The sequence below is a fragment of the Nonomuraea fuscirosea genome, from assembly GCF_003001935.1.
GTDB classification, from domain to species: domain Bacteria; phylum Actinomycetota; class Actinomycetes; order Streptosporangiales; family Streptosporangiaceae; genus Nonomuraea; species Nonomuraea fuscirosea.
Window position 1 is genome coordinate 1 of record NZ_PVNG01000021.1, and the last position, 22,474, is coordinate 22,474.

General features: G+C 70.9%; 25 protein-coding genes. 9 read left to right on the plus strand and 16 right to left on the minus strand.

What is annotated here, in order from left to right; translation table 11 throughout:
- Both rpoB and B0I32_RS39360 read right to left on the minus strand, forming a co-directional pair.
- Nucleotides 1-1,976 (minus strand): DNA-directed RNA polymerase subunit beta (rpoB, locus tag B0I32_RS39355; RefSeq protein ID WP_106248424.1); only part of this gene is annotated, 1,976 nt, incomplete at its 3' end.
- A gap of 221 nt (nucleotides 1,977-2,197) precedes the next feature.
- Entirely contained in the window at nucleotides 2,198-2,935 is a 738-nt protein-coding gene (locus tag B0I32_RS39360) for an SDR family oxidoreductase (RefSeq protein ID WP_106248426.1), read from the minus strand.
- A gap of 93 nt (nucleotides 2,936-3,028) precedes the next feature.
- On the opposite strand from B0I32_RS39360, the gene B0I32_RS39365 reads away from it, so the two are divergent.
- Complete coding sequence (locus B0I32_RS39365; RefSeq protein ID WP_106248427.1) at nucleotides 3,029-3,877, plus strand: LysR family transcriptional regulator; 849 nt, start codon at nucleotides 3,029-3,031, stop codon at nucleotides 3,875-3,877.
- A 38-nt stretch (nucleotides 3,878-3,915) separates the two neighbouring features.
- On the opposite strand, the gene B0I32_RS39370 is transcribed toward B0I32_RS39365, so the two are convergent.
- The 7 genes from B0I32_RS39370 to B0I32_RS39400 form a co-directional block, all read right to left on the minus strand.
- Nucleotides 3,916-4,668, minus strand: coding sequence for a MerR family transcriptional regulator (locus tag B0I32_RS39370; protein WP_106248429.1), 753 nt, complete (start codon nucleotides 4,666-4,668; stop codon nucleotides 3,916-3,918).
- A 189-nt stretch (nucleotides 4,669-4,857) separates the two neighbouring features.
- Nucleotides 4,858-5,442 carry a DUF1707 SHOCT-like domain-containing protein gene (locus tag B0I32_RS39375; RefSeq protein WP_106248430.1) on the minus strand — a complete coding sequence of 195 codons (585 nt, stop codon included), beginning with the start codon at nucleotides 5,440-5,442 and terminating at the stop codon, nucleotides 4,858-4,860.
- A gap of 64 nt (nucleotides 5,443-5,506) precedes the next feature.
- Nucleotides 5,507-6,124: a TetR/AcrR family transcriptional regulator gene (locus B0I32_RS39380; protein ID WP_245956311.1), complete on the minus strand. Its 618-nt coding sequence runs from the start codon at nucleotides 6,122-6,124 to the stop codon at nucleotides 5,507-5,509.
- Between the two features lie 63 nt (nucleotides 6,125-6,187).
- A complete protein-coding gene (locus B0I32_RS39385; RefSeq protein WP_106248432.1) occupies nucleotides 6,188-9,712 on the minus strand; it encodes a WD40 repeat domain-containing serine/threonine protein kinase in 3,525 nt (1,174 codons plus the stop codon).
- A 78-nt stretch (nucleotides 9,713-9,790) separates the two neighbouring features.
- Nucleotides 9,791-11,089 (minus strand): glycerophosphodiester phosphodiesterase family protein, encoded by a 1,299-nt coding sequence (locus tag B0I32_RS39390; RefSeq protein WP_106248433.1) that lies wholly within the window; start codon nucleotides 11,087-11,089, stop codon nucleotides 9,791-9,793.
- 165 nt (nucleotides 11,090-11,254) lie between these two features.
- Nucleotides 11,255-11,446: a hypothetical protein gene (locus tag B0I32_RS39395; RefSeq protein WP_106248435.1), complete on the minus strand. Its 192-nt coding sequence runs from the start codon at nucleotides 11,444-11,446 to the stop codon at nucleotides 11,255-11,257.
- A gap of 118 nt (nucleotides 11,447-11,564) precedes the next feature.
- Entirely contained in the window at nucleotides 11,565-12,458 is an 894-nt protein-coding gene (locus tag B0I32_RS39400; RefSeq protein WP_106248436.1) for an NADP-dependent oxidoreductase, read from the minus strand.
- A gap of 70 nt (nucleotides 12,459-12,528) precedes the next feature.
- Between B0I32_RS39400 and B0I32_RS39405 the strand changes: the two genes are divergently transcribed.
- A complete protein-coding gene (locus B0I32_RS39405) occupies nucleotides 12,529-13,143 on the plus strand; it encodes a TetR/AcrR family transcriptional regulator (RefSeq protein ID WP_106248438.1) in 615 nt (204 codons plus the stop codon).
- Between the two features lie 49 nt (nucleotides 13,144-13,192).
- Here the strand turns inward: B0I32_RS39405 and B0I32_RS39410 are convergent, their stop codons facing one another.
- Nucleotides 13,193-13,477, minus strand: a complete 285-nt coding sequence (locus tag B0I32_RS39410; protein WP_106248439.1) for a hypothetical protein — start codon at nucleotides 13,475-13,477, stop codon at nucleotides 13,193-13,195.
- 195 nt (nucleotides 13,478-13,672) lie between these two features.
- Here B0I32_RS39410 and B0I32_RS39415 point away from each other — a divergent pair, with 195 nt between their 5' ends.
- The 5 genes from B0I32_RS39415 to B0I32_RS59155 all read left to right on the plus strand — a co-directional run bounded on the left by B0I32_RS39415 (nucleotide 13,673) and on the right by B0I32_RS59155 (nucleotide 16,710).
- A complete protein-coding gene (locus tag B0I32_RS39415) occupies nucleotides 13,673-13,852 on the plus strand; it encodes a hypothetical protein (protein WP_106248441.1) in 180 nt (59 codons plus the stop codon).
- Nucleotides 13,853-14,265: 413 nt separating this feature from the next.
- Nucleotides 14,266-14,856: an SDR family oxidoreductase gene (locus B0I32_RS39420; protein ID WP_106248442.1), complete on the plus strand. Its 591-nt coding sequence runs from the start codon at nucleotides 14,266-14,268 to the stop codon at nucleotides 14,854-14,856.
- 15 nt (nucleotides 14,857-14,871) lie between these two features.
- A complete protein-coding gene (locus tag B0I32_RS39425) occupies nucleotides 14,872-15,369 on the plus strand; it encodes a winged helix-turn-helix transcriptional regulator (RefSeq protein ID WP_090774085.1) in 498 nt (165 codons plus the stop codon).
- 87 nt (nucleotides 15,370-15,456) lie between these two features.
- Nucleotides 15,457-16,218, plus strand: a complete 762-nt coding sequence (locus B0I32_RS59150; RefSeq protein WP_219912237.1) for an MFS transporter — start codon at nucleotides 15,457-15,459, stop codon at nucleotides 16,216-16,218.
- A 15-nt stretch (nucleotides 16,219-16,233) separates the two neighbouring features.
- Nucleotides 16,234-16,710, plus strand: coding sequence for a hypothetical protein (locus B0I32_RS59155; protein WP_219912238.1), 477 nt, complete (start codon nucleotides 16,234-16,236; stop codon nucleotides 16,708-16,710).
- A gap of 72 nt (nucleotides 16,711-16,782) precedes the next feature.
- Here the strand turns inward: B0I32_RS59155 and B0I32_RS56840 are convergent, their stop codons facing one another.
- From B0I32_RS56840 to B0I32_RS39440, 3 genes are read right to left on the minus strand one after another with little or no spacing between them, the layout of a single operon-like run.
- Nucleotides 16,783-17,004: a hypothetical protein gene (locus B0I32_RS56840; protein ID WP_146178482.1), complete on the minus strand. Its 222-nt coding sequence runs from the start codon at nucleotides 17,002-17,004 to the stop codon at nucleotides 16,783-16,785.
- A 30-nt stretch (nucleotides 17,005-17,034) separates the two neighbouring features.
- A complete protein-coding gene (locus B0I32_RS39435) occupies nucleotides 17,035-18,333 on the minus strand; it encodes a coiled-coil domain-containing protein (RefSeq protein ID WP_181308291.1) in 1,299 nt (432 codons plus the stop codon).
- 48 nt (nucleotides 18,334-18,381) lie between these two features.
- Nucleotides 18,382-19,023 (minus strand): TetR/AcrR family transcriptional regulator C-terminal domain-containing protein, encoded by a 642-nt coding sequence (locus B0I32_RS39440; RefSeq protein ID WP_106248444.1) that lies wholly within the window; start codon nucleotides 19,021-19,023, stop codon nucleotides 18,382-18,384.
- A gap of 148 nt (nucleotides 19,024-19,171) precedes the next feature.
- Here B0I32_RS39440 and B0I32_RS58185 point away from each other — a divergent pair, with 148 nt between their 5' ends.
- Together B0I32_RS58185 and B0I32_RS39450 are read left to right on the plus strand one after the other, a co-directional pair.
- A complete protein-coding gene (locus tag B0I32_RS58185; protein ID WP_181308293.1) occupies nucleotides 19,172-19,615 on the plus strand; it encodes a hypothetical protein in 444 nt (147 codons plus the stop codon).
- Nucleotides 19,612-20,115, plus strand: coding sequence for a nitroreductase/quinone reductase family protein (locus B0I32_RS39450; RefSeq protein ID WP_245956312.1), 504 nt, complete (start codon nucleotides 19,612-19,614; stop codon nucleotides 20,113-20,115). The genes B0I32_RS58185 and B0I32_RS39450 overlap by 4 nt, the downstream gene beginning before the upstream one ends.
- A gap of 481 nt (nucleotides 20,116-20,596) precedes the next feature.
- On the opposite strand, the gene B0I32_RS39455 is transcribed toward B0I32_RS39450, so the two are convergent.
- From B0I32_RS39455 to B0I32_RS39465, 3 genes are all read right to left on the minus strand, one after another.
- Nucleotides 20,597-20,929, minus strand: a complete 333-nt coding sequence (locus B0I32_RS39455) for an HXXEE domain-containing protein (RefSeq protein WP_106248446.1) — start codon at nucleotides 20,927-20,929, stop codon at nucleotides 20,597-20,599.
- Nucleotides 20,930-21,131: 202 nt separating this feature from the next.
- On the minus strand, nucleotides 21,132-22,031 hold the full coding sequence (locus B0I32_RS39460; protein ID WP_106248447.1) for a cation diffusion facilitator family transporter: 900 nt from the start codon (nucleotides 22,029-22,031) through the stop codon (nucleotides 21,132-21,134).
- On the minus strand, nucleotides 22,031-22,420 hold the full coding sequence (locus tag B0I32_RS39465; protein WP_425438134.1) for an ArsR/SmtB family transcription factor: 390 nt from the start codon (nucleotides 22,418-22,420) through the stop codon (nucleotides 22,031-22,033). The genes B0I32_RS39460 and B0I32_RS39465 overlap by 1 nt, the downstream gene beginning before the upstream one ends.
- Nucleotides 22,421-22,474: the final 54 nt, after the last annotated feature.

A 22,474-nucleotide genomic window follows, 5' to 3' on the forward strand; every position in this document is an offset into this window, starting at 1 on the left:
TGGTTGGAGCGCTTGAACTTGGCCACCCGGTACGTCGTCCGCGTGCCGTCGTCGTTCATCACGGTGATGTAGTCGGCGGAGACCTCCTCCACCACGCCCGCCTTCTCCGCGCTGAGCACGTCGCCCGTGTCGGTCGCGGCACGGTATTCCATGCCGGTGCCGACCAGCGGCGCCTCGCTCTTGAGCAGCGGCACCGACTGGCGCTGCATGTTCGCGCCCATCAGGGCGCGGTTGGCGTCGTCGTGCTCCAGGAACGGGATCATCGCGGTGGCCACCGACACCATCTGGCGCGGCGACACGTCGATGTAGTCGACCTCGCCGGCCCGTACGTGCTCGAACTCCTCGCCCTTGCGCCGCACGAGCACCCGGCTCTCCGCGAAACCGCCGTCCGCCGTCAGCGCGGAGTTGGCCTGCGCGATGACGAACCGGTCCTCCTCGTCGGCGGTCAGGTAGTCGATCCGCTCGGTCACCCTGCCGTCGACGACCTTGCGGTACGGAGTCTCGACGAAGCCGAAAGCGTTGAGACGGGCGAAGCAGGCGAGATAGCCGATGAGGCCGATGTTCGGGCCCTCGGGGGTCTCGATCGGGCACATCCGGCCGTAGTGGGACGGGTGCACGTCGCGCACCTCCATGCCCGCCCGCTCGCGGGACAGACCACCGGGGCCGAGCGCGTTCAGCCGCCGCTTGTGCGTCAGGCCGGCCAGCGGGTTGGTCTGGTCCATGAACTGCGACAGCTGCGAGGTGCCGAAGAACTCCCTGATGGAGGCCACGACCGGGCGGATGTTGATCAGGGTCTGCGGCGTGATCGCCTCGACGTCCTGAGTCGTCATCCGCTCGCGCACGACGCGCTCCATCCGGGCCAGGCCGAGACGGACCTGGTTCTGGATGAGCTCGCCGACGCTGCGCAGCCGGCGGTTGCCGAAGTGGTCGATGTCGTCGACGTCCACCACGACCTCGCCCGCCGCGCCCATCGAGGTCTCGCCGGCGTGCAGCCGCACCAGGTATTCGATCATCGAGACGATGTCGTCCTCGGCGAGGGTGCCGTGCGTGATCTCGGCGTCCACCCCGAGCTTCTTGTTGATCTTGTAGCGACCGACCTTGGCGAGGTCGTACCGCTTGGGGTTGAAATAGAGGTTCTCCAGCAGGGTCTGCGCCGACTCCCTGGTCGGCGGCTCACCGGGCCGCAGCTTGCGGTAGATGTCGAGCAGGGCGTCGTCCTGGCCGGCCGTGTGGTCCTTCTCCAGGGTGGCCCGCATCGACTCGTACCGGCCGAAGCGCTCGAGGATCTTCTCGTTGGTCCAGCCCAGTGCCTTGAGAAGCACGGTGACGGCCTGCTTGCGCTTGCGGTCCACGCGTACGGCGACGCTGTCGCGCTTGTCGATCTCGAACTCCAGCCAGGCACCCCGCGAGGGGATGACCTTGCAGCCGTAGAGGTCCTTGTCCGAGGTCTTGTCGACGCTGCGCTCGAAGTAGACGCCCGGCGAACGGACCAGCTGGGTGACCACGACCCGCTCGGTGCCGTTCACGATGAACGTGCCTTTGGGCGTCATGAGCGGAAAGTCGCCCATGAATACCGTCTGGCTCTTGATCTCACCGGTGGTGTTGTTGACGAACTCCGCCGTCACGAACATCGGGGCGGAGAAGGTCATGTCCTTGTCCTTGCACTCGTCCACCGAGTACTTGGGCGGCTCGAACCGGTGGTCGCGGAACGACAAGGACATGGTCCCCGAGAAGTCCTCGATGGGACTGATCTCTTCGAAGATCTCTTCGAGGCCCGACTGGGCCGGGACGTCCTTACGCCCGGCCTGGCGAGCCGCCTCCACCCGGGCCTTCCACGCGTCGTTGCCGAGCAGCCAGTCGAAGGACTCGGTCTGCAGGGCGAGGAGGTCGGGAACTTCGAGAGGCTCGGCGATACGGGCGAAGGAGACACGGCGGGGACCGGCGGGTACGGCGGAGGCGTTGCGCGAGGCTGCCAACAGATGTCCTTCCGAGGCACGGATGGAGTCGGACTGCGCGCATGCCGAACGCCCCGGAGTGACCCGGGGCGGAGAAAGGCAGCGCGAGGGAGCAGCATAGCGCAATAGAGAAACGAGTGTCTACACTTACTATGAGCGTCAACCTCGGTGCCGCCTTCAGCTTGTCACAGGGGCGGCATCCTCGTCAACTTGCGCTCGCGCCAGGCTCCCGGCCGCGCGGGTCACCAGGGGATGACGCCCTCGTCCTGGACGAAGGACCCGGAAGGGCCGCCGTCGGGCAGCGTGGCGAAACGGATCGCCACCGCCGCGCCCTGCTCGGGCGTACGGGGCCCCTGGAAGCCGGTGAAGTCGGTGGCGACCAGGCCCGGGCAGACCGCGTTGATCAGGATGTTCGTGCCGGCGAAGTGCCGGGCGTACTGCACGGTGACGGCGTTCAGGTACGACTTCGTCGGCGCGTAGATGCCCATGAGGGGGCCGACCTCGACATCGGGGTCCGACTGCCAGGTCAGGGAGGCGACGCTGCTGGACAGGTTGACGATGCGCGGCGAGGCCGCCTGCCTCAGCAGCGGCAGCATCGCGTTCGTCACCCGGATGACGCCGAGGACGTTGGTCTCCAGGACTCTGCGGACCTCGTCCAGGTCGGCCGTGGTCGGGTCCTGGATCCAGCCCGGCGCCATCTCCCCCGAGATGCCCGCATTGTTGACCAGGGCGTCCAGCCGTCCGGCCCGGCGTTGGACGAGTTCCGCCGCCGCGGTCACGCTCCGGTCGCTGGTCACGTCGAGCGGCACCCCGAAGGCGTCCACGCCGGCGGCGCGCAGCTTCTCGACCGCGGTCTCCCGCCGGGCGTCGTCGCGGGCGCCCACTCCGACGCCGTAACCGAGAGCGCCCAGCCCGGTCGCGATCTCGTATCCGATCCCCTTGTTCGCGCCGGTCACCAGCGCGATCTTCTTCTCGCTCACGCCGTCGATCCTGCCGCCGGACCGGCGGGGAGCTCCAACACCGATCCGGTGCGCTGTCATACCCGGCAGGTATCACAAAGCTATGCTGGTGCGGTGGACACCCTGGAGACCCGCGAGCTGAGGTACTTCGTGGCCGTCGCCGAAGAGCTGCACTTCGGCCGGGCCGCCGAGCGCCTCGGGATGGCGCAGCCGCCGCTGTCGCGCGCGATCCAGCAGCTGGAGCGGCGCCTGGGCGTCACCCTGCTGGACCGCGACCGGCGCGGCGTCGCCCTCACCGCCGCCGGGGAGGTGCTGCTGCGCGAGGCCCGTGCGGCCCTCGACGCCACCACCGCCGCCGCCCGCCGTACCCGCCGCGCGGCGCGGTCCGGCGAGCGCCTGGTGCTGGCGACGAAGGCCGGGGCGTCCCACGAGCTGCTGCGCGACCTCCTCGACGCGTACGCCGCCGAACCGGAGGCGGCCGAGGTCGAGGTGCTGATGTGCGGCATCGGCGAGCAGGCGAGGCTGCTGCGCGACGGCCGCGCCGACGTGGCGCTCGTGCACCGGCCCTTCGACGACCTGTCCGGGTTCGACACCGAGGACCTGCTGACCGAGGGGCAGGTCGCCGTCCTGCCGGCCGGGCATCCTTACGCCACGCGCGGCTCGCTGTCCATGGCCGAGGCCGCCGACGTACCCGGTCTGCCGATCGCCCGCTGGCCCCGGCTGGACGGCACCTATCCGCCCGGCCCCGGACCCGAGGTCAAGGACCAGGCACAGATGGCGCAGCTGGTCGCGCTCGGGCTCGCGCTGATCGTCATCCCCGCCTCCGCCTACGCCTGGCTGTGGGCGGAGCACGCCGCCGTTCCCGTCAGCGACGCGCCCGCCGTCACCACCACCCTCGCCTGGCCCGCGCACAGCCGCTCCCTCCCCCTCGCCCGGCTGGTCGGCGTCGCCACGCGGCTCTGACACCGCCGGCCGGCCTCACCGCCGGCAGGAAGCCGGCCTCAGTCTCGCCGCCTCAGCCGGGTCACGAGCAGATGGAGGACCTCCCCCTGGGCGGCGGGCAGTTCGCGCAGCATCTCCTCCAGCCAGTGTCCGGTGGTCGCGTCGTCGAGGCTCGTCAGCATCACCGAGACCATCTCGGCGGGCAGGTGGGCCGCGAGGTCATGCGCGACCTCGGCCACGCGCGGATCATCGGGGCTGGCCTCGGCGAGCTCGTCCATCCGGGCGATGAGGGCCTGTCCTCGCGCGTACGCCTCCGGCTCGGTGAGGGGCCGCAGCAGCTCGGCGAAGTCGGACCGGCCCCCGGAGTCGCGCCCGCCGGCGGCCAGGGTCAGCAGTTCGCGGTCGAACTCGGCGAAGGCCGAGGTTCCTGTGGGCAGGCCGCGCAGCACCTCGGCTATGTCGGGTGAGACCGTCGAGTCGGGATGCAGGTCCGCCTCCGTCAGCAGCGCCGCCAGCCGGGCCCTTCTGGCGGCGATCGCGGCCTGCTCCCTGGCCAGGTCGGCGTCCAGCTCCAGCAGCATCTCCCGCAGCTCCTGGCCCTCGTCGTCGGCCAGCACGTCGCGTACCTCGTCCAGCGACAGGCCCAGCTCGGCCAGCCGCCGCACGCGGGCGAGCGCCACCGCATCGCGCAGCCGGTACTCGCGGTAACCGTTGGCCAGCCGTTCCGGCTCGGGGAGCAGCCCCAGATGGTGGTAGTGGCGGATGGTCCGGGTGGACACCCCGGCCAGCGTCGCCAGCTCGCCGATCCTCATGCCTCTCATTGAACAGGTCGACGCCACGCCAAGACCAACCAGTGCTCCCCAGGCGGCTGGAACGGCACGGAACGTCTTCCCGGTGAAGGCCGCACCCCGCGCCGGGCGGGACCGGCTCGTGCTGTCACCCACGAACCGGCCCGTCCGGCGCGGGCGGATGCCCTCAGCCGCCCGGCCGGACGAGGGGCCTCAGTCGCGCCCGGCCGGCGGCTTCCTGGTCTTCGTGCCGACGCCGCCGAACAGGGCCAGGCCGCTGATGACGACTCGCGGCGCTCCGCGTTCGACGCGGGCGGCCCTCCTGTCGAAGGCGCCGAACAGGCCGAAGCCCTTGACCTCGACCTCCACGTCGTCGGGCACGACGACCTCCGTGTACCCCCACAGGGCGAAGGCGCGCACCCGGATCTCCCGGCCGGCGAAGCGGGCGTCGCGCAGGTCGATCTCCCCGCCGCCGAACACCGACAACGACGTGAACACGGGCGGGGCGACCCAGCGGCCCCTGCGGCTGAACCAGCCGAACACGCTCATGGCGAACCGGGAGCCGGGCTCGTCCGGTACCACCAGCAGGTCCGCGCGAGTCGGCTCGGGCAGGCCGCGGCCCGCGTGCGCGAGCTCGCTCCGGGTGCCGGCACCGTAGATCTCGGCCAGTCGCGCGTCCAGTTCGTCCAGCCCGACCCGTCCGGCGGCGGCGGCATCCTGGAGCCGCCTGGCGACCCGTTCGCGCTCCTCGTCGGAGGGGCGGACCAGCAGGTCGGGGGTACGGTCGGGCTCGGCCATGAGAGGCGTCCTGTCTGTGCGATCGGCGTGACCCGATCATCTTATTCTCCAAGTGGAGAACAAGTCAGCCGGCCTCCTCCACCATGTGCGCCGCCAGCATCCGCGCGAGCTGGACGCGGAACTCCGCTTCGTGCGCCGGGTCGCCGGGATCGTGACCCATGCCCGCCAGCCACGACCTGCCGCCGATGGCGAACCCGTAGGCGGCCGCGAGCCCGGTCAGCACGACCGTCTCGATCCGGGCCCGGCTCGGCACGGGCCCGCCCGCGAGGGCCGCGTGAATGCCGGCCTCCATCGTGTCGATCAGCTCCACCAGCTCCGGGCGCTCGGCGCCCCGGTAGCCGGCGTGCATCTCGGTCCACACGAACAGGCGCAGATAACGTTCGTCCGCCAGGGTGTCGAACACCACGTCCATGATCCCCGCCGCGAGCGGCACCCCGTCATCGGCGCCGATGCGCTCGCGGACGCGCGCCTCGATGCGGTCGTTCTCGGCCCGCAGCACCTCCCTGACCAGGGCGGCGTAGGTGCCGAAGTAGTGGGCCACGAGCCCGTGCGCGACGCCGGCCTCCTGCGCGATCTGCCGCAGGCTGACGTCGTCCGGACCCCGTTCCCCGATCAGCTTCGCCGCCGCCGCCAGCAGCTCGGCGCGAGATTCCGCAGGGCTGCGCCTGCGCCTGGGTGCCATGGACGGCAAGTTTATTGACCACCGGACAACAGCGGCGGGATCGTCCACTCCCGGGCCGCCGGATCAGCGTGAGCAGACGTCGCGGTACGGGACGTCCTTCAGGTGCCGGTCCCACTCCCCCGGGCTCAGGGTGCGGCCGGCGCGCTCGCACACGAGCTCGGCGATGCGGTCTCCCGCGACCGGGATCTCCGTGATGGTCCCCGACTTGCCGCCCGAGACGTAGAGGCGCCGGTCGTCGGCGCTGAACGCCAGCAGGTCGAAGATCCCGATCGGGAACGAGCCGAGCCGCTGCCGTGAGGCGACGTCCCAGAGCTGGACGGTGTAGACGTCGTCGAACGTCTCACCGATGCTTCTGCTGATCAGGGCGAGCAGATCGCCGCGATGGCTGAACAGCACGGTCTCGACCTGGGCGTTCGCCGCCACGCGCAGGGAGGGCGAGAGTTCGGCGCCCTTCGCCAGGTCCCACAGCTCGACCGTGGTGGAGCCGAGGGCCAGCAGCGGCGCCGTGGGACTGACCGCGAGGGACAGCCCCGCTCCGTTGAAGCCGGGGCCGACGCCGTCACCGGTGCGCAGGTCGAGCACCCTGCCCGAGCTGCTCACCACCGCCGTGCCGTCGCGGGTCGGGACGATGGTCCCCGTGGCGGTGTCGAGCGGGTGCCGGGACAGCACGCGGCCGCTGTCGGCGGCCAGCACGACCAGCTCGTTGCGCGCGTCCCGCTCGCTCTGCTCCTTGAGCGACAGCACCAGCCTGCCGCCGTCGGGGGTGAACGCCCGCGAGAGCACCGCCTGATCTTCCGGAACGGCGTAGCGCCACAGCCGGGTGCCCTTGGCCACGTCCCAGACGGAGATCGCCGTCTGCTCCGTCGTGAGGACGGCCAGCCGCCTGCCCGCCGGGTCGAACAGCGTGCTGACACCGCCCTCGCTGCCGCGCAACGGCACGCCGGGTCCGCGGCCGTCCCCCACGCGTACGGGGCCGTCGAGCTCCGTGGCGGCGATCAGGCGGGCGTCCTGGCTGAAGGCGTCGACCGCGTACCCGCCGGGCAGTTCGCGGGAGGAGCTGCGGGAGCCGAGGTCGACGGAGATGATCGAGTTGTCGAGCAGATAGCGGATGGTCCTGCCGCGGGGGTCCAGCCAGGCCTCGTCCAGCTCGCCTTCCGCCTGGTAGGTGTAGAGCTCGTCGCCTTTGTCCGCGTCCCACAGGTGGATCCTTCGTCCGTCGGCGGCCAGCAACCGGCGGCCGACGCGGCTGACCCGCAGTCTCGCGCCGCTGAGGTCGTCGGCGGCCGAGTTCTGCCAGAACGGCCGGTCCTCGTCGGGCACTTTCCTGGCGGTGCGCAGGTCCCACGCCTCGATGTCGCCGTTCGCGCACAACAGCCGCCGGCTGTCCGGCGTGAACGCCACCACCGTGCCACACTTCTTCGGTATCCGGGTGTCCACGGTGAGGCCGGGCAGGCGGATCACCTTCAGCCCGCCCTGGTTGAGCCCGACCCCCGCGATGTACGCGCCGGAAGGGGCGATCGCCGGGGCCTGGCCCGCCTCCAGATCCGGCTGGTACGACCTGCCGGTCCTGGTGTCCCACAGGAACTCCATCGACTGTTCCCGCATCACCGCGGCCAGGCTCGCGTGCCCGTCGAAGGCCACGTGCACGCCCGGGGTGCCCGCGCCCACACGGTGCTCGTACAGCTTCCTGCCCGTCATGGTGTCCCAGGAGTACGCCATGTCCTTGCTGACGACCACCAGCGTCTTTCCGTCCGGGCTGAGCGCTGCCGCGGTCGGCAGGGCACGCAGCCCGTCCGGCCACTTCCAGAACGCCGTCTGCCGCCGCGAGGGGGTGTCGTAGACCCGCACCCCGTCCTCGCCGGCGATGACCCGCGTCCGCCCGTCGGCCGCCGTCGCCGCCGCGGAGACCCCTTTCGCGCCCGGGTCGCGGAAGACCGCGCTCTCTGGCATCGTCAGCGAGGTCGTCAGGCTCCGCCTGGTGTCGGTGCCCGGGGCCAGCCGCCACCCGGCCACGCTGAGCAGCATCGCCCTGGCCGGGTCGGTGGTGCGCAGCTTGTCGGCCTCGGCCGCGACCTGCCGCCCCACGGCCTCGTCGCGCTGCCGGCCGACCACCCTGCTCTGCTCGGCCATCTGCCTGCTCTGCAGCACCGCGATGCCGCCCGCCACCAGCGCCACCGCGAGCAGCCCCGACAGTGCGAGCGTGGTCAGCCGCCTGCGGCGGATGCGCTTCCTGGTCAGCCGGGTGCCCGCGGCGATGAAGTCACGCTCACCCGGCGTCAGCGTGATGTGCCTGCGCCCGGTGGCCGCCCAGGTCAGCACGTGGTCCAGCCGGCTGCCCTGCAACAGGTCGCCGTCCTTGTGCCCGTTCTCGGCCCAGCGGCGGGCCGCGTCACTGATCTGACCCAGTACGGTGAGCCCGTCACGATCGCCGTCCACCCACAGCCGCAACCGCGGCCAGGCCCGCAGCAGGGCGGGACGCGACAGCCCCACCGCGTCGCCCTTCTGTGTCACCAGGTAGGAGAAGGCGCACAGAATGCGTTCGATCGCCACGATCTCCCGCTCCGAGCGCCCGGCCAGCAGCTCCTCCCTCAGCGCCCAGCGGACGGTCTCGTGCCCGTCGTCGGTCACCGCCACCATGCGCAGGAAGACCTCGGCGGCCAGGTCGCGCTCGTCCGGCGTGAGCGCCCCGTAGGCGTCCTCGGCGATCGTGCCCAGCGCCGGGACGACCGAGTCGGGCACGTGCACACCCCTGGCCGCGTGACTGCCCGCGGTCAGCAGCCCGCGCATGTCCCGGCCGTTCCCGCTGACCAGGGCGAGCAGCAGGTCGCGGGCCGTGGGACGGACCGCGGGGTCCTTCTCCATCGCGGCGGTCACCAGCGTGGCCAACTGCGGCGGCAGCCCGCCCAGGTCGGGCTGCGCCGACAGCACCTGGTGCATGACCCCGCCCAGATTGTCGGCTCTGAACGGGTCCGCGCCGGTGGCGGCGAACACCATGATCGCGCCCCAGGCGAACACGTCGGCGGGCGCCCCCGCCCGCTGCCCCATGAACACCTCGGGCGCCATGTACGTGGGCGTGCCGGCCACCTCGCCCGTCCTGGTCAGCGACATGTCCGCGGTCCGCGCGATGCCGAAGTCGATCACCCGCGGGCCGTCGGGGCCGAGCAGCACGTTGTCCGGCTTGAGGTCGCGGTGGATCACGCCCGCGTCGTGCACGGCGGTCAGCGCGGTGGCGATCGCGGTGGCCAGCCGGTGCAGATCGTCTCCGGTGAACCTGCGCCCCTGGCCGATCGCCTGGCGCAGGCTCGGGCCCGGCACGTACTCGCTGACGATGTACGGCCGGCTGCCCGACAGGTCGGAGTCCAGCACCCTGGCCGTGCAGAACGACGCCACCCGCCCGGCCGCCGCCGCCTCCTTGGCGAACCGGTCCCGGCCCGCCCCGTCGCCGGTCGCATGGAGCACCTTGAGCGCGACCCGGCGTCCCTCACGGTCGTAGGCGTCGTACACGACTCCCTGACCGCCGGAGCCGAGCCGGCCCGCGAGCCAGTACTCGCCGATGTGCTGCGGGTCTCCAGCGATGAGCGCGTCCACGGCGTGTTAGATGCCGGGACCGCGCCCAAGGTTCCGCCGACGTTCTGTGCCGGCGCCGCCGGCGGCACCGGCGAACGGTCAGGAGGCCAGGTAGGAGTACAGGCCCTCCATCACCCGGTCGCGGTTGTACAGGTAGACGTGATCGGTGACCGTGTTGGCCAGCACCCCGGCGCTCAGCCCGTTGAAGTGCGCGTCCGGCCGGTCGGTGCCGGGGCCGACGTACACCTTGTAGAAGCTGCCCGGCTCGATGACGGCGCCGTCGCCCACCCGCAGGAGGGTGTTGCCGAACTCGCGCAGGGTGTAGCCGTTCAGGTCGATCGGCCTGCCGGTGGTGTTGCGGAGGGCGACGTACTCGCCCCCGTCGGGCTCGACGTCGCTGCCGTCGGGGTTGAACACCACGCTGTCGATGACGACGCCGTGGTTCGCCCGCAGCGGCTGCTTGCCGTTGAGCACGGCTTTGGCGACGTCGGGCACGTTGGTGAACACATAGTCGTAGCCCTGGAGCTCGATCATGCTCAGGATCGACGGGCCGTCCTCGACCTCGCTCACGACCTTCAGTCCGAAGGACTGGACCCGGGCGACCTGCGAGGCGGTGGTCAGGACCGGGTTGCCGGCGATGGCGGTGGTCCAGGTGGCCAGCTCGGTGAGCACCTCGTCGGTCGCCGTCATGAACGGGTAGCCGCTGCGCAGCAGCAGCGTGGGCACCTTGGGCAGCAGCGCGTGGAACTGGCGCAGCGCGGCCTCGTCGAAGGACTGGACCCAGATCTGCGGAGCGCCGTTCCCGGCCTTGAGGTCATGGGTGTAACCCCAGGCGCGCAGCTCCTTGACCAGGTTCTCCACCATGCCGGGGTACAGGGTCGGCGACTTGAGCTCGGGCGCGAGGCCCGCCCGGCCGCCGGTGAGACGGAACCACTCGCGCAGGGTGAGAATCCGCTGCCCGGCGAAGGCCGGGTCCCACCACGAGCCGGCGTCGAGCTGCTTGATCTCGGCCAGGGTGAAGTCGATGACGTTCCAGGGGGCGCGGTCGGGGAAGACCTCCTCGACGTTCGTGGTCCGCGCGAGGGTGTTGTCGTGGATGACCACGAGCACGCCGTCCTTGGTCTGGGCCAGGTCACCTTCCAGCACGTCGGCGCCGTCGGCCAGGGCCCGCCGGTAGGCGGCGGTGGTCTCCTCCGGCGCGTTCTTCGAGGCGCCCCGGTGTGACCAGACCACCGGCCTGTCGTGCTTCACCTGGTGGCCGGCGGCCGTTTCCGGTGGCGTCCCGGCGTCCGCTGAGCCGGGCTGAGCGGAGACGAGCGTCGCCGCCACCGCGGCCAGTGCCGCCGAGTGGACGAGCGCGGTTCGCAGCCGGTGGACGATGAAGCCTGGGAGTCGCATGGGGGAACTTTCTGTCTAGGCGCACGCGTACGGGATCTTCCGCGCGTGGGCACTGTAGAGAGTTCCTCCGTCCGGCGCATGAACGTCCGACGACGGTGCGGCTGCCGGTCGGTGATCTCCCGTGCGCCTGCCCGCTGGACCGGCCATGGAGGGAATTTGTGCCGCCTAACCGGCGGACCGCAGCAGCATGTCCTCGATCTCCGCGCCGACGTCGGCCGTGCAGGCGAACGCGTGGCTCCCGGTCTCCGGGTCGACGATGTACAGGGTCGCGCGCTTGCCGCACTTCGAACACCAGCTGCCCTGCTCGCCGCCGAGCTCGGCCAGGCCGACCTTGATCTCCGGGATAACGAATGCCATGCCGGAAGGGTAGATCAGCCTGGTCGGCGACCTCCGGGACCACAGAGCGCCTTGCCGAATCCATGCTTTGTGGAGTCCTCAACCTGGGACGAGCCGCCCGGTGCGGGGCGGAAACGGCTCAGATCACCAGCACGCGCCGCCCGCGCGCATGACCGGCCTGGCTGTCGATGTGCGCCTTCGCGGCCTCGGCGAGCGGGTACGACCGTTCGACCGGAATGTGCAGCCGGCCCCGCGAGATGAGGCCGACGGCTTCGGCGAGCGCATCCGGCACGCTCCCCGCCACGCCGGAGAAGCGCACACCGGACTCCGGCGCGCCGAGGTCAGCGATGGTGATCACCTTGCGCGGGTCGCCGGTCAGTTCGACGAGCTCGCGGATCACGCCCGAGCCGGCCAGGTCGAGGGCCGCGTCCACCCGGCCGAGCTGCCGTACGCGCTCGGGCCACCCCTCTCCGTACGTGGTGGCGTGGGCGCCCAGGCTGCGTAGATAGTCCTGGTTCGCGGCCCCGGCCGTACCGATCACCGAGATGCCGCGGTCGCGGGCGATCTGCAGCACCGCCGACCCGACGCCCCCGGAGGCACCGCAGACCAGCAGCGTCTGGCCGGGCCGCACCCCGGACTCGCGGAGGATGCGCAGCGCGGTCTCGACCACGGAGGGGTACCCGGCCGCCTCCTCGAACGTCAGACCTTCCGGCATGCGGGCCCAGGCGGACATCACGGCGTACTCGGCATAGGTGTCGAAACCCTCGCCGAACACGTGGTCGCCGGCCTTGACGTCTTCGACGCCCTCGCCCACCTCGTCCACCACCCCGGCGGCGTCCAGCCCGACACCGGCGGGCAACTCGATCGGATGGGCCTTCAGCATCTGACCTTCACGGACCCTCCAATCGACGGGGTTCACGCCCGCCGCCCGTACGGCGATGCGGACCTGACCGGGACCCACGTGGGGTTCCTCGGCGTCGATGAGGCGCAGGACCTCCGGGCCGCCGAACTCGGCGAAGCTCACTTTCTTCATGCGGCCGACCGTAGCACTAACCGTTAGGGTTTTGAAATCGCTCTACTTTTGTAGCTGATAGCATCAGCGCATGACCGTCCCGTCCGGGCGCAGGGAGCGCAAGAAGGCCGCGACCCGCCAGAAGATCGCCGACACCGCCCTGCGGCTCTTCCTCGATCGCGGCTACGACGCGGTGGGCCTGCGCGACGTGGCCGCCGAGGCCGACGTGGCGGTGACCACGATCTTCGCCCACTTCGCCGCGAAGGAAGCCCTGGTGTTCGAGCAGGACGACACGTTCGAACACCGCCTCACTCGGGCCGTCACCGACCGGCCGCCGCACGAGCCGCTCATCCCCGCGCTGCGCCGCGAGCTCCACGCCATGGTGCGCCACTGCACGGCGGACGGCGCCGCCCCGACCTGGCGCATGATCGACCAGTCACCCGCTCTGCGCGACTACGAGGAGTCCATGAAGCGGCGTCACGCACAGGCCCTGGCGACCGCCATCGCCGCCGACCTCGGCCTGCCATCGGCCACCACGGCCTGCCGGACGATCGCCAGGTTCGTGATCGACGCTCATTCGCTGGCCCGCCAGGCGGCCGATCCCGAGGCCGCGGTGGACGAGATCTTCGAGATGATCGAGGCGGCCTGGGCGGCCACGGGCCTGTCCCGCAGTGACCTCGGGCGGGCGGCGGCGGGTCAGCGTTGAGCTGTCGCCGCCGATCCACCCCATGCGGTCTGGAAGGCGTCGCGGGGGCTCAGCCTCGCCCGCCGGTCCGTGCCGGGGATTCCCGCGTGCGACACCCGTTCACCGGCCCCCGGAGCATCGACCAGCCCAGGACGACGACCGCCACGAGCAGGAGGCCCGCGGCGACGGGGCGGGTGGCGAAGATGGCGACGCTGCCGTCCGACATGATCAGGGACTGGCGGAACGAGCGTTCCATGATGGGGCCCAGGATGAAGGCCAGCACCAGCGGCCCCGGCGGAAAGCCGGTCTTCCGCATCAGATAGCCGGCCACCGCCGAGCCGAGCACGACCCACATGTCGAAGGGTTGTTGTTGACGCTGTAGACGCCGAGGACCCCGACGGCGGGATACAGCCGACGTGGTCGGCGGCAAGCTGATCGACACGATCGAGGCGGCGCTCCAGGACGGCGACGCCGACGAGGCTGTCAGTCCGTTCTACTCCCGGGTGACAAGGCCGTCTCATGGGCGGAGGACCCGGAGGATCACCTGATCATGGAGCAGCCGCTCAGCTTCACGAACCACCGGGCCGACGTGATCGCTAGGGTGATCGACCCCCATACGCAGGTGAAGGACGTCGACGAGTTGCAAGAATTGATCCTGCAGGCGTTCGAGGCCGAGAGCGTCCTCCGCGACGAACCCCACCGCCACACCAACCTGCAACCCTCCATCTGAGCGCCATCGTCTTCGCCCGCAGATACTGGTCGACCTGCTGCAGCCGCGCCCGCGTCAGAGCGGGGGTGAGGCTGGGTTTGGGGCCGCGGGCGGGTTGGTCCTGTTCGCCCCACAGCAGCGCGATGTCCGTCGGCAGATCCCGCCAGCGGCCTGCCCTCACCGCCCTGCCGGCGGCAGGCGCCCCCGTCCACGAAGACCCCGCGGTCGGCGACGACCCCGGCACCAACTGATGGTCTCCGTCCTGGTAGCCGTCCTGAAGTTTCAGCGCGACATGATCGGCGAGAACACCCGCGAAGGACGTCGTACATCACGGGCGCGGTGCTGGGCGCCCACGGCGGCTACAACACCTGACTTGACTAAATAGTAGTCAGCCATCTAAGCTGACTACTAAATCATGAAGCTAGGAGAGATGCGTGAGAGTATTTCTGGCCGGTGCGTCCGGCGTGATCGGGCAGCAGCTGATTCCCCGCCTCGTCGAAAAAGGGCACGTGGTCGGCGGCATGACCCGCTCGCCCGGCAAGACCGACCTGCTGACCCGGCTCGGCGCCGAGCCGATCCTGTGCGACGTCTTCGACCGCGACGCGTTGATCAAGGCGGTTCGCGACTTCGCCCCGGACGTCATCCTGAACGAGCTGACCGACCTGCCCGACGAGGTGGAGAAGATCGGTGAGCACGGGGAGCTGAACGCGCGCATCCGTACCGAAGGCAACCAGAACCTCATCGACGCAGCCAGGCAGAGCGGATCGCCCAAGATCCTCGCCCAGACGGTCGCCTGGCGGCTGCAGGACGGCCCTGACGCCGACGCCGTCGTCGAGTTGGAACGTTCCGTTCTGGCCGAGGGCGGCGTCGTGCTCAGCTACGGGCAGTTCTACGGGCCCGGCACCTACAACGAACAGCAGATCCCCGCCGAGCCTCGCGTTCGGATCGACCGCGCCGCTGACCGTACTGTGGAACTGCTCGACGCGCCGTCAGGCGTCGTCGTCATCACCGACCAGCCCGCGTAGGATTCAGGGGACGTCATGCCGCTCTCGTTCGAAGGTGTTCTGGCCGATCGGAGTACGTGGCGGCTGGACAACTGCTCGATCGGCAGGTCGATGGAGGCCATCGGCACGCGCTCCTCGATGCTGGTCCTGCGCGAGGCCTTCTACGGCACGACCCGGTTCGACGACTTCGTCCGGCGGACGAAGATCGGCGACGCCATCGTCGCGGCGCGGCTCAAGGACCTGACCGACATCGGTCTGTTCACCAAGCAGCCCTACCGGGAGCCGGGCAAGCGGACCCGCTACGAATACCTGCTGACGGAGAAGGGCAGGGACCTGTTCCCTGCCGTGTTCGCGCTCATGCAGTGGGGCAACAAGCACCTGCAGGGCGAGGACGGCGGACCGCTGCGTCTCGTGGAACAGGGCACCGGCGAGCCCGTCGTGATCGGCGCGCGCACCGCGTCCGGCAGGGATGTCGACCTCGAAGACCTCGCCATCGTGGCGCACGGCGACTGGGCCGGCCCGCAGAGCGACTGACCGTTCAACGGCCCTGGTCCGCCCAAGCCCGTTGACCCAACCTGGTCCACCTAGGCCACCACCACTTTCTCGCAGACCACCGCATCCATGCGCGCGTGGTCTCTTCAGGGACCCGTTTCGTCATCTCAAGTAACCACCGGGAAGCACGCGACCCGCCGCCGGCGCACTCTCCCCGCCGGGCTCGCCCTGACGGGCGCGGCGCTCGCGTTCACCGGCCTCTACCTCGCGGCAGGCGCGCTGACGCCGCTGCTCGTGCTCTACAGGCAACAGTGGGACTTCCCACCGTCGCTCCTCACCCTGGCCTTCGCCGTGTACGCGATCGGCTTTCTGGCCGCCGTCCTCACGCTGGGCTCGCTCTCCGACCACGTCGGCCGGAGCCCGGTCCTGGTCGGCGCCCTGGTCGTCCAGCTCGTGTCGAACGTCCTGTTCCTCGTCGCCTCCGACATCGGATGGGTGATCGCCGGCCGCATCGTGCAGGGCGTCTCCAGCGGCGCCGCGACGGCCGCCTTCACCGCGGTGCTCGTAGAACTCGCCCCTGCGGGAAAGAAGCGCCTGGGCACGATCCTCGGCAGCGCCGGCCTGACCGGCGGCCTCGGGGCCGGATCCTTGCTGGCCGGCCTCGCGATCCAGCTCACGCCCACAGCGAACGTCATCACCTTCACCGTCCTCATCGTCCTGACCGTTCTCGGGACCGTCGCCGTCGCCCTGTCGCCCGAGACCATGACCCGCACCCCCGGCGCGCTCCGCTCGATGGTCCCGCGTGTGTCGCTTCCGCCCGCCGCCAGGAAGGAGTTCGCCGCCGCCGCACCCGTGGTCGCCGCGGTCTGGATGCTCGCCGGCCTGTCCTGAGGGCTGGCGCCGAACATGGTCCGCAGCGTCTTCCACCTGGACAGCGGCCTGCTGAACGGCTTGACCGGGTTCATCGCGCCCGCGGTCTCGACCGTCGTCGGACTGTCGTTCGCCCGGATCGACCCGCGGCGGGCGATGACCGTCGGCATCTACGCGTCCGTCGCCGGGGCCGTCGGCATCATCGGCGGGGTGTTCGCCGGAAACCTGACCGTCATGATCATCGGACAGGCCGTGGCCGGGGTCGGCTTCGGGGCGTCCTTCTCCGCGGCTCTGCGCCTGATCTTTCCCCTCGCGGCGGCGCACCAGCGGGCAGGCGTCGTCGCCGGGATCTACGTCGTCTCCTACGTCGCCTTCGGCGTGCCCATCGTCATCGAGAGCCAACTCGTCGGCCCGCTCGGCGAGATCCCCGCCGTCGTCTGCTACACGGCCCTGACCGTCCTGCCGGCGCTCATCAGCCTCTTCGCCCAGACCCGCATGAGACGCGGCGCCTGAGCCAAGGGCTCAGCTTGTGCTGACGGAGGGGACCACGTCCGCGAACCGAATGGACCCGACGGGGCTCAGCCTTCACATCCATGCATGGTGCATCACCGTCATGAAGGAACGGAAACCGCAGGCCGGTGCGGTCGAACACCTCCAGCGACAGCTCGGGAAAGTCAGCCGGGGCAGCATGCCATCGATCAGCGCGCGCAGCTCCTTGGCTCCACAGCAGCCTGTTCCTGTGCCGCGTCCCAGCACCTGTTCCCGAGGCTCCGCACCCACCGCACGTTCCCGCAGTTCCGCGACCATCGCACCTTCGCGTGGCCACCTCTCCGGCCTTCATTCCTGCGGCACGACAGCCTGTTCCCTGTGCCGCGCCTCCAGCTCCTGTTCCCCCGGCTCCGCACCAACCGCACGTTCGCGCCGCGCCTCACCCAGCGCTCGTTCGCGCAGCTCCGCGGCCACCGCTCGTTCGCGCAGTTGTGCCGCCTCCGCGCGTGCCGCGTCCAGCTCCGCTCGCAGGTCCTCCAGGCGGATCCGTTCCAGCCGCAGTTCGCTCTGGAAGCGATCGCGCTCCTTCGCCGCCGCGTCGGCCCTGGCTCGTTCCTTGGAGACCAGCTTTCGTTCCCGTGACAGGGCCGCCACCCCGTCGGTCTCCGCAGCCGCCGCCTTGGCTGCCAGCCGTTCGGCCTCGGCCTGTGCCTGGGTCGCGTCCCTGAGCGCCATCGCGCGGTCGCGGTCCGCCTCGGCGGCGGCCCGTTCCGCCGCGACGGCTCGCGCCACGGCGCGCTCGCGCTCCTGCGCCGCCACCTCCTCCCGGGCCTTCGCGCCGACCGCCTCGCGTTCGGCGCGCTCACGCTCTCGGACGGCGGCCGCCGTGTCCTGCCGGGCGCGATCACGTTCCTCCCGCGCCAGCTCGGCCGTCTGCTGAGCCTGTACGGCCTCGGCCCGCGCGTCCTCCGCCTGCTTGACGGCCAGCCTGGCCCGCTCGGCCAGCTCCTGCGTCGTCTGGTCCTTGGCCTGCTCGGTCATGTCGACCTGACGGGCGGCATCCTCGGCTCTGCGCTCGGCCAGCTCGGCCCGCCGTTTGGCCTGCTCGACCGTCTGCAACGCCTGCCGCTCAGTGCTGGCGGCCTCGCGCAGGGCGGCCAGGGCCTGCTCCCGTGCTCTTTCCGCATCGGCCAGCGCGGTCTCGCGTTCGCTCTCGGCCTCCTCCAGGCGCTGCCGCATCTCGGCGGTCTGCCTCCTGGCGTGCTCGGCGGCCTCCCGCGCCAGCCGTACCTGCTCGAACGCCTGCTCCCGCTCGGTACGGGCGATGGCCACCCGGGTGTGCGCCTCGGCCTGGACGGCGCTGATCTTGGCCTCGACCCCGGCGGGGCTGAGCTCCTCGGCCAGCGCCCGTGCGAGCGGTTCGAGGGTGGCGGCCAGCCCGACCTCCATCCGGTCGTACAACTGCTCGGCCCTGGCCAGCGCTCCCTCCAGTCCGGGGGTGGCCCGTCGCAGCTCCCGCTCGCGCTTGGCGGCGGCCTGGCAGTCCTTGTCGGGACAGTACGCCTTCGGCCGGCCCCGGCCGCGGCGCTGCTCGATCGGCGCGCCACAGTGCTTACACGGCGTCACGAAGCTGGTGTCTTCGGTCACGAACCGGAGTCTAGCAATTATCAATTTCTGGAAAATAAAAATAAAAAATCAGAGTGTGTCGAAGCCGCGCAGCATGGCCTCAAGCGCGAAGTCGAAGCGAGGGTCGGAGTCGGAGGACCGCCGCACCCGGGTGGCCTGCGCGAGAAGCGGGGTCTCTTGCAACTCCTCCTCGGGGATCGGCTGTATCCCTCGGGACGGCGATCGCCCGTCCCCGCCGCCGGACAGGATGGCGACGTGGCCGACGACGAAACCCGTCACGGCGTACAACATGTCGAGCGCTCGCTCCGGCGGCAGGCCGGCGGCCTGCAGGGTGTGGAGGGCGTCCTCCATCAGGCGGTGGTTCTGCGGCGTGATCGCGGGGCGGCTCACCACCAGGGAGATGACGTTCGGGTGGGCGAGCAGGAGGCGCAGCAGTGCGCGGGCGTACTCACGCAGCCCCTCCTGCCATGAGCCCGCTTCGGCGAGCGGCGGCGCGGCCTGCGTGAAAATCTGCTCGACCAGGCCGTCGAGCAGGGCGTCCTTGTTCGCGACGTGCTGGTAGAGGGACATGGCCTCGACCCCCAGCTCCTGACCGATGCGCCGCATGGACAACGCCTTCAGCCCGTCACGGTCGGCCAGCGCCAGGGCCGCCTCAAGGATGGCCTGACGGGTCAGCCCGGCGTTCTGGCCGCGAGTGCGGTTCGGGGACATGGTGGCCTACCTCACATAGACGATTCTTACGTCGTAAGTATAGTGGGGGCATGAGAAACATACGGTGTAAGAATCGAGCTCGGCGAGTAACAGCCGGGCCGGTTCTCGTCACAGCCGTGGCCGCTCGTCTTACGGAAGGACTCCTGTCATGACCATCCAGACCACCAGAACCGGCACGCGGGGAGCTCTCGCGACCCTGTACGCCGGCGCCGCCCTCACGGTGCTCGCCACCCTCTTCGTCTTCGTCGACCGGGCGGGCCTGGCCGATCACATCAGGGCCGGTTACCCCGCCTACCAGCCGGCGGAGATCGACGGCGCTGTCATGGCGTACACCTTGATCCTGGCCGTCATCGGGGCGCTGGGGCTGCTCGGCTGGCTGGGCAGCGCCTGGCTGGTCCGCCTCGGCAAGGGGTCGGCCCGCTGGGTGGCGAGCGGCCTGCTGTTGATCGCCGCCTGCGTCGCGCTCACCGGCCTGACCGTGCAGGACACCAGTGGCGACGTCGGGCTCGCGCCGCTGCTCGGCTGGCTGCAGGTCCTCCCCTGCCTCGCCGGGCTCGCGGCGGTCGTCCTGCTGTGGAGGAGGCGGGGGTGAGCGTCGGGCAGCTTGCCCGTGCCGTCGTTCAGGGCATCGCGGCGGTCAAGCGCTGGATGTATCGGCACGGGCGGCCCAACGTCGTCATGCGGTACGCGAACCGGCTCGACGCGCTGGTGTACGGGTCACGGTGGCTGTTGCCGCGCCGGAGCGCCGTCCTGAAGGTGCCCGGCCGCCGCACCGGGCGCCGCACCTCGATTCCGATCGTGGTCACCGAACATCGAGGCGCCGGCTACCTCGTGTCGATGCTCGGGCCGGACGCGAACTGGGTGCGGAACGTACGGGCGGCGGACGGGCAGGCCACGCTGTACCGCCGGGGTCGTGAGATCCCGATCGTGCTGAAGGAGGTCCCGCCCGAGGAGCGCGCCGATATCCTGCGCCGCTACGCCGCCCTCGCCCCCGCGGCCAGACCCCACCTCGGGCTCGGCCCTGCGGCACCGCTGGAACGGTTCCAGCAGATCGCGCCCGGCCATCCCGTGTTCCTGATCGTCGCCCGGTGACCCTCCCGGGAAGGGGTCAGGAACGGTATCCGCGCTGGTGACGGGGATCGAGCAGTATGCGAACGAAAAGTCGCGGTAGCGGGCCGGGCGGAAGCAGCCTGGCGTGAGTTCTGGATTCGTCTGGACGAGGAGGACGCCGTCAGCCCTCGCGTTCCGCTGATCGTGTTTCCAGGGGTGAGGAGTCCCGACAGACACGGACCAGCCACTCGATGGTGTCCGGTTCGTCGCTAGCCGCCGTTCTCATGACCTCGCGCAGAACCGCGTTTCGCACCACGGCTGTCGCGCTGGTGCCGCAGCTTCGGACCGAGTTGGGGGTGGGCACCCCCGCCGATCGTGCTCCGGCCGATCCCGCGTGGCAAGCCCCGATCGAGGTGGCCGTCAACGATGACGAGTCAAGCCGACCCGGAACGGCGCACCATCGCCGAGGCTGGTGGCAGGCCGGAAGGTCCTGGTGCGGGACGGTCTGCCGTCGGCGCCGTTCTTAGAGGAACAGGAAGCCCAGCGCCAGGGCGGCGATCACGGTGCCCAGCGCGACGGCCACGCCGATCTCCCTGGAGCGGGCGCGGTCCTCGCGGCGGATCCAGGCCAGGTAGTAGGCGGTGGCCGGCAGGGAGACCACGGCCGCGGTGACGGCTCCGGGTGAGTACTCCCCCAGGATGATCCGGGTGCTGAGGTGGAACAGGGCGTTGACGGCGAACGGCCACTGGAACGCGGTGGCCAGTACCACCCAGACGCCGACCCGGCCTGCTGTCGTGGCCCGCCAGGAGGCCGGCAGGAGCAGCAGCATCAGCGGGATGTGGCAGGCGGCGAACATGCCGGTGGTCTCGGGGCCGAAGTGGCGGCCGGCTCAGGCGGCGAACCCCTCCAGCGTGTGCAGCACGTACACGGCGAAGGGCAGCGGGAACGGCCAGGTGCCGGGTGCGGCCGGCCCGGTCCGGACGGAAGCGGAACCGGTGAGGGGAATGCCATGGGTGATTCTCCGAAGAAGCGGATCGTCGCCGGGGGATGGTAGGGGCTCACCAGTTCAGTTCGTCGCAGCCGCGGTGATCGGCCGGCTCGACCTGCAGGGTGGCGTGGGCGACGCCGTGCCGGTGGCGCAGCAGGTCGCGGGCCTGGTCCAGGACGGCGTGGTGGGCGCCGGCGTCGGCGGTGACCAGGTGGGCGGTGGCCACGTTCATGCCGGAGGTGAGCGTCCACAGGTGCAGATCGTGCACGTCGTGCACGTCGTCGATGGCGGCCAGGTCGGCGGCGACCGCGGCGGCGTCGATGCCCTCGGGCACGTGCTGACCCAGTACGGCGAAGACCTGCCGGCCGAGGGAGATCGCCCGGCCGGCGACGAACGCGCCGATCGCCAGGGCGACCGCCGTGTCCCAGAAAAGCTGCCCGGTGGCGGCCACCAGAACGCCGGCCACGATGACGCCGGCCGAGCCTGCGGTGTCGGCCACGACCTCCAGGTAGGCGCCCTTGACGTTGAGGCTCTCGCTCGCGCCGGAGCGCAGCAGGAGCAGCGCGACCACATTGACGGCCAGGCCCAGGGCGCCGACGATCAGCATCGGCCCGGCGGACACCTCCGCCGGCTCGCCGATGCGGCCGATCGCCTCGGCCACGACGTAGCCGGCGACGCCCAGCATCAGCACGACGGCCAGCAGTGAGGCGAAGATCTCGGCCCGGTACGAGCCGTAACTGCGCCGCCCGGTGGTGTCGGGGCGAGTGGCGATCCTGGTGGCGACCAGCGCGGCGCCGAGCGTGACCACGTCCGCGGCCATGTGCCCGGCGTCGGAAAGCAGCGCCAGCGAGCCCGACAGCAGCCCGAAGATCAACTCGACTACGAAGAAGCCGCCGATCAGGGTGAACGAGACCGCCAGCCGCCACCGGTGCTTGCCCGCCGCGTGCCCATGCCCGTGTCCAGCACCCATCAGGTGGTCCCCTCACGTTCGGGGTGCAGGGCGTCGGTGTGCTCGGTGTGGGCCAGCGCGAGGTCGAGCAGCATGCGGACGTGCGGGTCCTCCAGCCGGTAGTAGGCCATCCGGCCGGCGCGGCGCGCGGCCACGATGCGGTGCGCGCGCAGCAGGCGCAGCGCGTGGGAGACGGCCGACTCGCTCTGGCCGGTCACCGCGGCGAGGTCGCACACGCACAGCTCGCCGTCCAGCAGGGCGACCAGCAGCCGCAGCCGGTTGGGGTCGGCCAGCAGACCGAAGACGTCGGCCGTGTCGGTCAGGTCCTCGGCCGGCGGCATCCGCTCGTGCACGGCGGCGACCCGGTCGGCGTCGACCACCTTGACGGTGCAGCCGTCCAACGCCAACACTCTCTCATCTGAAGAGCTGTTCATATGAGCAAGATAGGGGGTCACCGGGCCGGA